Origin of the sequence: Oculatella sp. LEGE 06141, from assembly GCF_015207605.1 — a bacterium.
Classification (GTDB): Bacteria; Cyanobacteriota; Cyanobacteriia; order Elainellales; family Elainellaceae; genus Oculatella.
Genome location: NZ_JADEWO010000021.1, coordinates 66,016 through 79,681 on the forward strand (window position 1 = coordinate 66,016; position 13,666 = coordinate 79,681).

General features: G+C 47.2%; 13 protein-coding genes. 9 read left to right on the plus strand and 4 right to left on the minus strand.

The features are described from left to right. Positions 1-219: 219 nt before the first annotated feature. A complete protein-coding gene (locus IQ268_RS15680; RefSeq protein ID WP_193880750.1) occupies positions 220-1,626 on the minus strand; it encodes a sugar porter family MFS transporter in 1,407 nt (468 codons plus the stop codon). A gap of 1,252 nt (positions 1,627-2,878) precedes the next feature. Here IQ268_RS15680 and IQ268_RS15685 point away from each other — a divergent pair. The 4 genes from IQ268_RS15685 (at position 2,879) to IQ268_RS15700 (ending at position 7,014) form a co-directional block, all read left to right on the plus strand. Then, complete coding sequence (locus tag IQ268_RS15685) at positions 2,879-3,994, plus strand: ABC transporter substrate-binding protein (protein WP_228035410.1); 1,116 nt, start codon at positions 2,879-2,881, stop codon at positions 3,992-3,994. Between the two features lie 2 nt (positions 3,995-3,996). Beyond that, a complete protein-coding gene (locus IQ268_RS15690; RefSeq protein WP_193880803.1) occupies positions 3,997-5,778 on the plus strand; it encodes a sensor histidine kinase in 1,782 nt (593 codons plus the stop codon). A gap of 405 nt (positions 5,779-6,183) precedes the next feature. Next, positions 6,184-6,324: a hypothetical protein gene (locus tag IQ268_RS15695; protein ID WP_193880752.1), complete on the plus strand. Its 141-nt coding sequence runs from the start codon at positions 6,184-6,186 to the stop codon at positions 6,322-6,324. Between the two features lie 45 nt (positions 6,325-6,369). Next, a complete protein-coding gene (locus IQ268_RS15700) occupies positions 6,370-7,014 on the plus strand; it encodes a hypothetical protein (RefSeq protein ID WP_193880754.1) in 645 nt (214 codons plus the stop codon). A gap of 132 nt (positions 7,015-7,146) precedes the next feature. Here IQ268_RS15700 and blaOXA read toward each other — a convergent pair whose 3' ends face one another. Both blaOXA and IQ268_RS15710 read right to left on the minus strand, forming a co-directional pair. Further along, positions 7,147-8,040: a class D beta-lactamase gene (gene blaOXA, locus IQ268_RS15705; RefSeq protein ID WP_193880756.1), complete on the minus strand. Its 894-nt coding sequence runs from the start codon at positions 8,038-8,040 to the stop codon at positions 7,147-7,149. A 50-nt stretch (positions 8,041-8,090) separates the two neighbouring features. Next, positions 8,091-8,624, minus strand: coding sequence for a GNAT family N-acetyltransferase (locus IQ268_RS15710; protein ID WP_193880758.1), 534 nt, complete (start codon positions 8,622-8,624; stop codon positions 8,091-8,093). A gap of 15 nt (positions 8,625-8,639) precedes the next feature. On the opposite strand from IQ268_RS15710, the gene IQ268_RS32925 reads away from it, so the two are divergent. Next, a complete protein-coding gene (locus tag IQ268_RS32925; RefSeq protein ID WP_255527204.1) occupies positions 8,640-8,774 on the plus strand; it encodes a hypothetical protein in 135 nt (44 codons plus the stop codon). Between the two features lie 23 nt (positions 8,775-8,797). Further along, a complete protein-coding gene (locus tag IQ268_RS15715; RefSeq protein WP_193880760.1) occupies positions 8,798-8,995 on the plus strand; it encodes a hypothetical protein in 198 nt (65 codons plus the stop codon). Positions 8,996-9,001: 6 nt separating this feature from the next. On the opposite strand, the gene IQ268_RS15720 is transcribed toward IQ268_RS15715, so the two are convergent. Continuing rightward, a complete protein-coding gene (locus tag IQ268_RS15720; RefSeq protein WP_228035416.1) occupies positions 9,002-9,544 on the minus strand; it encodes a cupin domain-containing protein in 543 nt (180 codons plus the stop codon). Positions 9,545-10,355: 811 nt separating this feature from the next. Between IQ268_RS15720 and IQ268_RS15725 the strand changes: the two genes are divergently transcribed. The 3 genes from IQ268_RS15725 (at position 10,356) to IQ268_RS15735 (ending at position 13,364) form a co-directional block, all read left to right on the plus strand. After that, positions 10,356-12,233, plus strand: a complete 1,878-nt coding sequence (locus IQ268_RS15725; protein WP_193880762.1) for a M1 family aminopeptidase — start codon at positions 10,356-10,358, stop codon at positions 12,231-12,233. Between the two features lie 233 nt (positions 12,234-12,466). Further along, positions 12,467-12,706, plus strand: coding sequence for a hypothetical protein (locus IQ268_RS15730; protein WP_193880765.1), 240 nt, complete (start codon positions 12,467-12,469; stop codon positions 12,704-12,706). A gap of 364 nt (positions 12,707-13,070) precedes the next feature. After that, positions 13,071-13,364 (plus strand): DUF4212 domain-containing protein, encoded by a 294-nt coding sequence (locus IQ268_RS15735; RefSeq protein ID WP_193880768.1) that lies wholly within the window; start codon positions 13,071-13,073, stop codon positions 13,362-13,364. Positions 13,365-13,666 lie beyond the last annotated feature (302 nt).

Sequence of the window (13,666 nt, forward strand, 5' to 3'; positions counted from 1 at the left end):
GTTTAACAATCTGCAATTGAGTCTGCTTTTAACAATGACAATGCCGCCGACACAACTGATACCGCTTTAATAACGCCAGGAAAAGAATAATTGGTATTACTTTGCAAAATGACAATGAATAAACAAAAACCAATAGAGATCGCGTTGCAATCAGCTACGTTCAAAAAAGAGGAGTAGAACTACCCCTCTTTTTTGCCAAATCATGTCGTGATCAGGTACTTACATGTGTTCTAATTCTTTGTTTTTGGTTTCCTTGACTAAGAAAAAGACAAAGAAGAACGAAATGGCAGCGGCGGTTGTATAAAGACCGTAAGCGGTGCCCAGGCCAAAATTCTCTAACAGAGGAGGAAATGTGGTTGATACCAGAAAGTTTGCAATCCACTGTACAGCGGCTCCAAGTGCTAGCGCCAGCGCTCGGATTCTGTTGTTGAACATTTCTCCCAACAGCACCCAAACCACGGGACCCCACGAAAAACCAAAGCAAAATACATACAGATTGGCGGCAATCAGAGCGGCAATTCCGGCTGCGCCACCCAGTACTGGATTTCCGGCTGCATCAACTGGAGCGTTACCAAACACGGCTGCTAATGTTCCTAACGTCAGAGTCATACCAATTGACCCTAAGAGAAGCAGGGGTTTACGGCCAAACTTATCAACAAAGGCGATCGCCACCAGGGTTGTGACGATGTTGGTAACGGATGTAATAACCGTAATGATGAGTGAATCGGCCTCGGTGAAGCCAACCGATCGCCACAAAACGCTGCTGTAGTAGAAGATGACGTTAATACCCACAAACTGCTGAAAGATCGACAATCCCATACCAATCCAGACAATTTGCAACAAGCCACCGTGGCGGCTCATCAGATCAGAAAACTTGGTTTTGCGATCGCGCAGTACTGTATCTCGAATTTCGGCAATTTTCGCCTGCACATCACCGCCCACCACTCGCGCCAGAACTGAGGCTGCCATAGGTTCTCGCCCTTGGGCAACCAGATAGCGAGGCGATTCAGGAATCAGAAAGGCACCAACACCATACATTATGGCGGGTGGAATTTCAGTCCAAAACATCCAGCGCCATGCGGCAATGTTGAACCAAAATGGCGCATCTGCTGACCCAGCACCAACTGCAATGAAATAATCGCACAGCAGAGCAATAAAAATACCAACGACGATCGCCAACTGCTGAAGCGAACCCAACCGACCCCGCAAATGGGCAGGCGATACCTCTGCAATGTAAGCCGGAGCAATGACGCTAGCGGCACCCACAGCAACACCGCCCAAAACCCGCCAAAAGATGAAGTCTCCAATGCCAAAAGCGATTCCAGAGCCGATCGCACTCAGCGTAAACATAGCTGAGGCGATTTGCATGACCCTGACGCGGCCATATTGATCTGAAAGTTGTCCGGCAAAAAATGCTCCGACCGCCGAACCCAACAAAGCCAACGATACAGCTAAGCCGATCAAAATGCTGTTAGCGTTAAACGCGGCTTGAATCGCGGCAACGGCACCGTTAATAACGGCTGTATCAAAACCAAATAAAAAGCCGCCCAGTGCAGCCGCTGTTGCAATCAACGTAACGTATGAAGACCTATATTGGTCTGGATGTAAGTCATTGCTTGAAGCCATGGTGACACACGTCGAATAAATTAGGTTCTTTCCGGGTTTAGAAAAGCATTGATATTTTTTGCTAAGCAATAGTTTCAGAAAAGACGATTGATGCAGCTTAATTCACACCTATCGCGGGTTTCCTGAACAAACTAATAGACTCAGGCAGAAATCCGCATACCATTAGTTAATCTGAACAAAAACCGAATGACCAATGACGGAGCAAGAATAGCAGTTTCACTCTCGCCTTATCGTACTAGTAGATGATTAAATCGAAGTACTCAGGCCACAATGTACATTTCCGCCAACTAACTCTAACGTTAGTTTTAAGTACTAACATTTGATACTGTTCAGATAACCTCTTAGCACAAATGCTCACGGCTAAGTTGAAATGATAGGCAGCTTGTCAAAAAACCCTTTATCAAACTTACCAGATATCAAGCTTGGAACCTGGAATATAAACTTTTTTTACTCAATTATTTGCATGGTCGTAATAAGTTTAAATATGAAACCAAACTAAAGATAGAAGTATTAGGGCAAAGCTTTATCTAACTTTTGAAGCTCTGTCTTACGGTAGACTGAGCAGGAACAAGTGATGTTTTCGACTCTAGTTATATGCTTTAGAAGGTCTTTGCGTTAACAGGTTACCTGAAAAGTGTTAAAGGTTTCCTATAAGGGCGTAGCATTTGGCAAATAGATTTAGGTATAGACCTGACAACATTGCTAAAACACCAACCCCCTACAGGCTCCGGACTACAAATTAAACTTTCTAGAATACAAAGATAGCAAATCTGCTGCGTCTATCTCCATAGTTTCTATTTTGGTAGATTTGAAAAAGTTGAAATATAGATAACTTGTATGTTTCCAGAAATGAGGGAGTTTAAGAAGCGGTTGAACTGACAATCAACACCTTTAAACTCTCCTCCAAGAGGCCATTTGATACAGATTAAATGTCTCCTATAAAGGCGTAGCATTCGGCAGATAGCTTTTGAAATAGACCCGGATGGATTGCCCACTGGCTTGCCGCAGAGTATGCCATGCCCCTACACAGGCTACAAATTATGATGTTTAGCCATCCTCTACGAACGAGAGCGATCGCTAACAACCAAAATCACAAAAACCACCGCTGTTAAGAACATAGACCCAGCTAGCGCAACGGCAACGGTTGTAATGGGGAACGATTCCATTGACGGTAGAAATGATTACTAAATTTAACTTAGCATTTGTTTGCCTAACGTTGAATTTGAGTTGCCGGTGGGCATTTTGAGTAGGTATGCACATTAAGATCCTAAACGCTCCTATGATTGCCAAGATTAGCGCCTCAGAATGGTTTGTGCGAATTCAATCCCGGCTGATTCCTCAATCGTGGCAGTTGCAGTGCGGGTGGAGTCGCTCTGTAGTAAGGCGGAGCGGACTGTTTATGGCGGCTTTGCTAGCAGTGGCGGTGTTAAATGCCTGTACCATGCTTGCCAAACCATCGCTACAACCCCTACGGATCGGCATTAGCACCTGGCCTGGATTTGACATTGTGCTGTATGCTCAGGCAGCCAATCTCTTCAAAGAGAGGGGGTTAGAGGTTGAGCTGATCCGGTTTGAAAATCAGCAAGACTCCTCGCGTGCGGTACTCCGGGGTGCGCTTGATGCTGCTTTTGCGTCGCTTTGGGATATTGTTCAGAGCGATCCAGGCAACGACAGTCCTGCGGTTGTAATGGTGACCAACATTTCCAACGGTGCCGACGGGGTGGTGGCTCGGTCTGGAATTCAGTCGATTGAGGAGTTACGAGGTAAGCGAGTTGGCGCTAAGTTGGGAACAGTCAATCATCTAATTCTATTGGAAGCGCTGCAACTGCACGGCATTGAGCCAAATGCCGTGATGATTGAGGATGTATCTAACGAAACAGCGGTTGAGATGTTACAGAAGGGCAAGCTGGATGGAGCCGTTCTCTGGCAACCCCTTCTAGGAGAAACTGCTGAAAAAATCAACGGTAATATTGTTTACACAACCAAAGAAATCAACAGTCTGGTGATCGATACGCTCATGTCCCGGTTGGATACCGTCAACGCCAAAAAAGCAGAGCTGACCCGGTTTGTTTCAACCTGGCTGGATGTTATGTATGCGATCGACACCAAGCCAACTGAGGTATACGAGGTTGTAGGCCAGCAACTCGGCCAAAGCGGCGAAGCCTTTGCCGCAGACTTTAATGGTCTTCAAAAAGGAGACATTGCGATGCAGGAGAAAATGTTTCGGTCGCCGGATGGCTTAAAAGCAGCCATAACGCAAATCAGCCAACTGTTAAGAACAGACCCACGGGCTGGGCGTTTGCCTCGTGAGGACGTAGATATTAATCCCGAACTGGTCACGGCAGCAATTGAGGGTTGGAAGCCTTGAAGATGCGATTCCGGCTGAACAAACAAAGTTTATCCAAACAGCTTTTGCTTGGGTTTGGCCTGTCACTGGGCACAGTTGGTTTAGCAACGCTTTTGGTAAACTACCATCAAATTCAGATAGATCTAGGCAAGCAAGTGCAGGAACGGGCACAGTCGATTACCCAGTCGATTGAGTTTTCGACGGAAGGACTGCTTGAGCTTGAAAATAAAAGCATCTTGTATCGGGTCGTGCAAAACTACGCTACGCTGCCTGCCGTAATTGAGGTTGCGATCGTCGCTCCTGATGGCACCGTGATGGCACACAGTTCCCGACAGCTAACAAACCGTTCCTACTATCTGTTGTACCCGGAACTGATGCAACAGATGGAGGAGGCATCCAAAACAGGGTTGGAAACCAGTCAGCGGGTGATGGTGAACGGTAGACCAGCCCTGGCACAAATGTTGCCCTTTAGCAGTGTCATGTTTGGCACGGCTGGGCAACGCGGTTTGGCGATCGCAATTGTTGATCTCAAGCAAATGCAGCAAGAGGTTGAGCGAACCTTTGTTACTTCAACTTTTACGTTCCTGGCGGGTATTGTTGTCATCTTGCTTTTAATGGCAACGGTCATTCAACGGATCGTGTTGCATCCCCTGAATGCTTTAAATGAAGCGGTTGCACACAGCAAGCAAACGGGAATATTTACAATGCCAGCGGTTATTCCGGCCAATGAAATTCGCTTTTTGGCAGATACCTTTGACACGGTTTTTCGGCAGCTAGAAGCCTACGATCAACTCAAGGTTGAGATTGCTCAACGGCAGCAAGTTGAAGCAACCTTGCGGGACAGTGAAGCCAGAGAGCGAAATAAGTCTCAAGAATTGGAAGCAGCGCTGCAAGAATTGAAACAAACCCAATCTCAACTGATTCAAAGCGAAAAAATGTCTAGCCTGGGGCAACTGGTGGCAGGAGTGGCGCATGAAATTAATAATCCGGTTAATTTTATTCATGGCAACGTCCACCATGCCGATCAATACACGCAGGACTTGCTGACGTTACTGAAACTGTATCAGATGCACTATCCCATGCCCGTGGCAGACATTCAAAACCAGGTAGACACTATGGATTTGGAATTCCTCTGTGCAGACTTACCTAAACTTCTCACTTCAATGAGAGTTGGGGCAGAGCGAATTCGTAAAATTGTGCAATCGCTTCGTGCCTTTTCTCGATTAGATGAAGCCGAAATTAAAAATGTAGACATTCATGAAGGCATTGACAGTACGCTGATGATCCTGCACAGTCGCCTGAAGGAAGCAGGCCATCGGCCAGAAATTCAGGTCATTAAAGAATATGGCAATCTGCCTAAGATTGAATGTTATGCAGGGCAATTGAATCAGGTGTTCATGAATATTCTGAGTAATGCGATCGAGGCGTTAGATGAACTTCATGAGCAGCGATCGCCTACAGATGCTGTGGTTCCCAGCATAATCACCATTAAGACCAAGCTTTTAAATCAAAACTGGATCACCATTCAGATTGCAGACAATGGGCCGGGAATGACAGAACAAGTACAAACGCGATTATTTGATCCTTTCTTTACAACCAAACCTGTCGGTAAGGGGACAGGAATGGGCATGTCGATCAGCCATCAGGTGATTACCCAGAGACATCACGGCTCATTGCAGTGTATTTCCTCGCCGGGAAATGGTACGGAGTTTATCATTAAAATTCCAGCATCCCAAACTCGTGCAACGGATGAAGGAACTGATGCGTTCCCTGATCGGTCAAACGAAAGTGTTGAAATTGGATAATACAAGCTTTAGCCATCAGGCTATGGAATATCGGTTCTGCGCTCATCCTAAAACTCACAAGCATGGCAAGATGCCCAACGGACATCAACGCTACTTCTGCCCCCAGTGCAACCAAGCCTTCTCTGAACGTTTTGACACTCTTTACTACTACCGCCACGTGAGTCCAGAGTAAATCCAACAGGTACTACAAGATCACAGCCAAGGTGCAAGTTTGCGAGGCATTAGCCGAATGACAGGACTGCATACAATACCGTTGCCAGCATTGTACGCTCAGCTAATCCACAATGAGCAACTTGAGCAGGTCACAACCACAGAAGTCAGTGCTGATGAACTCTGGTCATTTGTGCAAACGAACAGAAGCAATGTTATCCAAACGAATTAGAAGTGGGGGATTGCTGGATTGCCATGAGCTTGGCGGATTCAAGTGGATTAATCTTAGCGGCACGAGTTAGCAAACACACCGATGAACTGATTGAGGAAGTGGTCGTAAGCACCGAAGGCAAAACGGCTTGTAATGGAACAGTGATGATTGGGGTGGGGGTATGAACGGGTACGTCATTGTTTCATCAAAGTAGCGTTGCACATTAACCTATGAATTGCACTCCTCGGCTCTTAACCGCTTTGTGTGTTCTGACTTCTACTGCTGCATTCGGTGCAACTGTGATTGCCAGTACGATTCAAGGTTATGCGGACGCAGACGATCCTTATCGCGGCAGGGTTGAGGCGCGTGTTGAGATTCCTGGTTCTCCCTCCCAGCGTCGGGAATCTGGCGATGCCAGTGCTTACTTTACCAGGACAGACAATGGGCAAACGCGACTTGTGGTGCTGGGAAGTATTCGTGAGGACTCAGACAATGGTTTCACGGCAGATGGGATAGAACGCGAATCGGGCTGGAGCAGTATCACTGGGGATCTGACTATTAACGAAGAGGGGCAGATCGTCGGTAGCAGTGTAGCTCATCCCTACCGTTACCGCTACGATGGTTTCGTCTCGGCGGAACGATTTGATTTAGAGGTCGAACACGAATTGATGGATGGAAATGAGTACGGCTTGCCTTCAGGAATGAAGGTTCTGTACAGCTATATCCTCAGACGCGACGTGAACGGGAACGCACCAGACGCAGAGAACGGCGATCGCCAATGCAGGCGAATGGGAATGCAAATGCAGGTTATTCCCAATGTGTCGGGTGGCCCGATGACCATGACCCAGGTTCCAGTGTGCGTTGAGTGGGAGTAAAGCAACACAGGTGGTTTGGCTCACGATGCCGCTCGTCCCTCGATTCAGCACTGTCTGAATTGAGGGATGGAATTGAGGGATGTTGGAAAAACCAGCCGCTATCAGAACTCAACAAAAGCGATCGCCTCAAGCTTAAAGCAGCCCTAATGTTTTGAGACTACGACGAGTCAGTTCCAGCCGCTTAGGTGCATCCTCGACACCAGACATCGTCGTATTGGTTGCAAAGAAATAAACGTTATTATCTTGTTCTAAATAACCGACAAACCAGCCTACACCAGGGTTAACTGCCGTGACCCAGCCTGTTTTTCCTCGTAAGATATAGTCTGGTGTTTGCTCCACAACCATGATGTCTTTCACAAGGTCAATTGTGCGTTGTGAAAAGGGCACATCGTTTTGTTCGAATCGTTGAAGAAATTCGATTTCTTGTTTGGGTGTAATTTGCAGAGGCCCGTCCAACCAGAAGTGATCAACTCGGTCTGCCGTGCCAATTTGTTGATTACCGTAACTCGTTTGCTCCACAAACGTTTGCAGTGTTTCGTGTCCGTTGCGACGCGCGAGGACTTGATAAAACCAAACGGTAGAGTCTTTAAACGCTTGCCGGAGGTTGGTATCTCGATTCCATGCTGGAAATTCTCGCTGCACGCCATCCCAGGTCAAAATCGCTAGATCATCCCGAACCACTCCTGTTTCCAGTGAAATTAGGGCATTCAGAATTTTGAAGGTAGAGGCGGGAAAGAACGCCGTTGCATTGCGAGTTGGATTGTGTTCGTAGAAGCGATCGCGATTTTTGTCGTAGATGATGATCGAGCCGTCTACTCCTAACTCCTGAAAGGCTTTCTCTAGATTTGGAGCTTGGGCAATTACGGGCTGATTAGAACGCACCGTGTAGGTGGTGTCTTTTACAGGCGTTACCGCCTGAGAGTAGACAGGTGCAATTCTTATACACAGTAGTAGTAGTACAAGGCTACAGCCGATCAACGCTAATCGTCTGAACTGCTTGCTCAATACAGATGGTGTTACCCTCATGTGTCCTGATTGTGGAACAGCAAGTTAAGCCTATGGTGATACATTACAATTTAGAGCGATTCCGGAACGGACTTGTCATGGTGAACAGGTTTGTGTTGCCAATCTTCTCGGTTCAGGCGGTAGACCAAGCAATCATCCTCACCAAACTGACGGCGATCCACACGCTGAAAGCCAAGCCGTTCGTAGAAGTGATGAACACGGGTATTACTGACCAATGGATCAGCAAGAACAGCCGTCACCTCTGGATCAGCGAAACATCGAGCGAGGGCAAGCTGCATCATTTTCGTTCCGTATCCTTTGCCTAAATCAGCTGCTTCGCCAATCCAGATATCAATTGCGCGAAGAGTTGCGGCGATGTTTCCCCAGTAATGGCTCTCCTCACGAGCCGGATCAATAATTTGGATAAAGCCGATCGCACGACCGTTAATTTCAGCAATCAGTTGTTCTCGCCAATCGGGGGTGCGATCGAGTTCCACTTCCCAGTGCCAATCATCATTAGGGTCTGAGGCAATGACATGCGGTTGTTCATCCCAATGTCGCAGGAGGTTTAAATCAGCGGAGGTGGCAGGACGAAGGTTTACCATAAAATGAATCCGTTTATGATTCTAGTAATTTTCAGTATGAACGCGATGCATCGGTGGCAATCTGGCAAAGGGGGCGGTTCGCCCTCTTTAAATCTCCTTGTGGCGATCGCGTCCTTCCCGGTAGGTAAAGCGGTGGATGTTCTGCATTAGCAGTAGCACACAGAAATCCGCATATGCGCTGCATTCGCCCCCTCAATCCTCCAGGGTTAGAAGACTTCCGAGCCGATTCTGTTTCAAAGTCCCTAGAATTGCTGGGGCTTAGCACCTGCGGCAAACCAGAAGAGACGGCCAAGCGGCCTCTAACGCCCACGGTGGTTACACGTTATTTGTCTGCGATCGCTCAATTTAGACCATTCAAGTTCTTTGAGTGACGCCACTTAATCGTTTTGTGTCGCCGGGTCAGCAGTGGCATTGGGAGGTACAGCTTGAACAGACAGAGGCGCTCCGACGATCCAAACATCATTCTGACGACCCAGATCAGTCCAACCTTCGGGCGACGTTAAACCGATTTGTGGGAAGAATTCGTCGATTCCACCGGGCACAAAGGTGAAGAGCAACCGAGCCGTTCCCGGCCCCAGGTTCACCCATCCATGCACGCTGTTACGGGGCACAACAACCGATGTTCCGGGCACAACCTCGAACTCTTCGCCCGCACAGTGAAAGCGAAATCGGCCTTCGAGTACTTCAAAGATCTCCTCTCTCTCTTCGTGATAGTGGAGCGGCGGCCCTATGAACGGCGGCACGCGTGCTTCGATAACTGCGAAAGCTCCGCCGACATCTTTGCTGTGTACACGGATAGCCATCTGCTCGCCAAGCATGGTATTGAACCAATTCAGGTTTTCGCCTCCACCAACAATTGCAACTTTATCTTTGCTAAATTCGGTGCCCATTGTTTTAATCTCCGTTAAGTTGGTGGGCATTAAGCCCACGGTGGTTATACTTCATTCTTCTACGTGCGCTCAATTTAGAACATGTAAGTTCTTTGAGTCAAAACACAACTTAATCTGACGTTGCTGAATCACGGTTATGAGTTCGCCCCACAAGCCTCACCTTTAGAAAACGTCCGAACCTTCAAAGCCTCCCAGAATTGGAGATTGGGCGATCCGAGCTATGTTTGCAACGATTCATCCGTCTGCTCAACAACGCCGTAATTGGTCATCTCGGGAAAAGTGCGATCGCTCGATTTCATCAACGCTGACTAAACAGTGACTGGCAATCGATCGCATTGTGCTAATGATTTACCATCAACTGGGTCAACTGCCAGACCGGATTTACATCCATTTTCATTTGCATTCAAAACCCTACACCCCACAGCCATCCTGGCGAGACTGTGGCTGACTCGATTGAGAACTGCTGTAATTTTCAGACAATCAACCTGGTAGGCTCAGGCAGAAATCTACACACCATTGGTAATCTGAACAAAGGACGAATTGGATGCAGATTGTCAGCATTTATAGACCTGCAACGAAGCGGCTCAAAAGTAGGTATAAGATGTGTTGATCCCATCAGTGCAAACGGTTGAGTTAAAGGTTGTTTAAACTGTATCAACTGATACTCGTCCCTCTTAAACCATCCTCCCATCTGAGGTTGAGACAAATGCTCAATATCAGTAAAGCAGGGGCAATTACCACTGACCTGAGGCTTTGTTTGCGCTGCATCAGTCGTCAATTGCAGACGTTTGTTTTCTTTCTCAATCGTGATTAACGTCAGACCATTTACCCTAAAATCATCATGTGTACTATCTGTAACGCTTTAGGTTTAGGTGCGTCCCGATTGCAATCTCTGGCTCAAGCCGTCGAAACTGCCAAACCCTCACCTGGTGCTGAAGGCATCGGTGATTCTCTCTATCCCGGCTTCGGCAATGGTGGATACGACGCTCAGCACTACACCATTGATTTGAACGTCACTGATGTTAATACCAGCACTCTAAGCGGGATCACTACCATTGATGCCAGGGCTACTCAAGATTTGAGCCGCTTCAATTTAGACTTTATTGGGTTCACCATTGACGGAATTACAGTTAATGGACAACCCGCAGAGTTTAGCCGCACCGGGCAAGAAGTCACCATTACGCCCGCAGACCCACTTCCTATGGATACGGCATTTACAGTAGAAGTAGAATATAGCGGCTCGCCTGAACAAATTACCTCGGTTGCTATTCCTGTACCAACTGGATGGGTTACGTTTGATGGGGGCAGCTTTGTGCTGAGCGAACCAGATGGGGCTGCCAATTATTATCCTGTCAATGACCATCCTCTCGACAAAGCCTCCTACACCTTTCGTGTTACTGTTCCCGATCCGTTTGAAGTGGCCGCTAATGGCATTTTGGAGGAGGCGATCGACAACGGTAATTCAACTACCTATGTGTTTGAAGCGCGTGACCCAATGGCAAGCTACCTCACAACGGTAAATATTACCAATGGGTTTAACCTGGTGACAGAGGAAGGCCCCGACGGGCTTTTAGTACGAAATTACTTTGCAGATGGGTTGCCAGACGAGCAGCTCGAACCCTTTTCTCTTCAACCGAAAATGCTCACCTTTTTTAGTGAGATTTTTGGCCCGTACCCCTTCGAGGTTTACGGGTCAGTCGTGATGAACACAGAAACAGGTACAGCTCTGGAAACTCAAACTCTATCTATTTTTGGGTTGGATCAGCTCGATTCTCCCAACCTTGAAGAGATCGTGGCTCACGAAGCATCACACCAATGGTTTGGAAATAGCGTGAGTTTAGCAGACTGGAGTGATATCTGGTTAAATGAGGGGTTTGCCACCTATTCCCAGGGATTATGGATTGAATACAGCAGAGGAGGTAAAGCGTTTGATGCATGGGTAGACGACGTATACAACTATGTAGCAGCGTCTGTCGATCAATTGGTGCCGCCAGGGTTACCTCAAGCCGATGACTTATTCAATGCAGGGGTGTATGAGTGGGGTGCAGTTGGGTTACACGCATTGCGGCTGGAGGTGGGGGATGATGCCTTTTTCGATACCTTGCAGACGTATTTCGATCGCTATCAGGGAGGTAACGTCACCACTGAAGACTTGATTGACGTGGCAGAAGAGGTGAGTGGACAAGAACTAAATGCCTTCTTTGACACCTGGTTTTATAGCGACGAACTTGCCGCATTGCCGGAGCCAGATGTCTCTCCAGAAGCTCTTGTTGGCGCAACTGGAGTAAACCTATCTGAACTGGAAGGTCAATTTGTACAAACTACGGTCAAGGTTTCTCAGGAGGCAGGGTTTAATAACCAGGGCGGCTTTTACGCGACAGACAACCCGTATGGTGTTGTCGTTGACCCTTTGACGGGCGTTCGGATCGCGCCAGGAGAAGAGGGATACGCGGAAGCAGCCTTGAAGCAGAGTGTTACATCTTTGCAGGGTGGAGAGACTACCTTGACGCTGCTGGGCGGTTTCTACTATGTGCCTTATTTGCTTGCCGATGGCGATCGCAACGAGTTTTACACTCCGTTTGCCGCTGCAAATCGAGATGGACTCGACCACGTTCAAAGTTCATCCACTGGAAGCTATGGATTTGAAGATCTCGCTGGTTTAGGGGATAAAGACTTCAACGATTTTGTCTTACAGGTAGAGGTTTCAGCGGTTGTTTAATTGCTGTAATGTTGCTGAGTGAGCTATGTTGAGGGTGAGCGATCGCCCTCTTATCAACCATCCCCAACCACCGCCTGTTTTGTCACCCTTTCTTGCAAGTGCCCCAAATTTGCCTGTAACCAGAGGTGAGGTCAAAAGCCCCATCCAGTCAGGTTGAAGGCAGCAGAAATGTAAGTCTCAACAGCCCACACTCCAGATCCTACAGGTGTGCAAGGAATACATTCACTTCATTGTTGTTCCATCTCAAATCATTTGCTCCCGGCATTGGCACGACAGTCATCTGGGTTCCATTGGAACCAACATTGGCGATCGTCAACGACAACACCATTCACAAACTGAATCCAGGTCTTGAAGATTTAGCAGATTTTGTTTCAACGCTGAACAGCGTGCAACGATTAGAGGCTCTACCGTTTCACAAAATCGGTGAGTACACGCGGGAGCCGCTGGGTTATGATACCAAATCAAAGAATTGAGTCCTGTGCTTATCGTGTGGCAGAGGACGTTCCCGCTTCGGTGTAATAGATTTTGGTGCAATTGGCGCAAAGCGCAAAACCGCAGGAAACGCTCATTATGGTGCAGGCTATGCAAACCAGCATCCCACTCCTGAGCCGATCCTATGCTACTTTACAAAAATTTGATCATGTGGTTCCAAGAGCGCGATAAACTTTGCATATCAAAAAAACTGATCTCTCCTAACGCCCTGCAAAAACCTAATAAAACACATACAGACAGCTCCAAAAGCGATGTGTTTTTGGACTAATTTTTTGTGAAATGAGGTTTGTTCAATCAGGAGATTGGGTCTTTGGGGAGGGTGTCGAATCTACATGTTGTAACACCATGAATCAAAACGAAAAACAAGCTTATTGGCGAGCGAATACTACTTTAATTCGCAATTTGTTAATTATTTGGGCTATTGCTTCAATTGGGTTGAGTATCTTGTTTGTTGAGCCTCTTAACGCTATCAGGTTTGGCAGTGTTCCTTTTGGATTCTGGATGGCGCAGCAAGGTTCTATCTATATATTTGTGATCTTGATTTTTGTATACGCAGCCCAAATGGACAAAATCGATCGCAAGTATTTGAAGAATAACGAAACGTCTCCACAACCAGTTAAAGAAGACAGATCCTCTTAACTGGATGGTTCGATGTTGATAACCTCTCGACTTCTGAACACTTGAGGTTTGAGAGTGCTGAATTGGGAAACAGTTTTAGGACGCTTTGCACCTAAAACGATGTCTTAAAAATGCTGATTGCAACTTAAAACGCCCCCTTTCCTTGCTTGCCGCAGGTGCTAAAGTCCCCCAAGATCGCAGGATGGAGGGAGCTAAGGGAAAACGTTTGATACGTTTCAGATAACCTCTAAGAAAATGGCGTTGCTGGCTTGAAAGGGATCATCGTGGATCTCCTTCCTGATAGAGGTAAAGCGGTCTGTCGT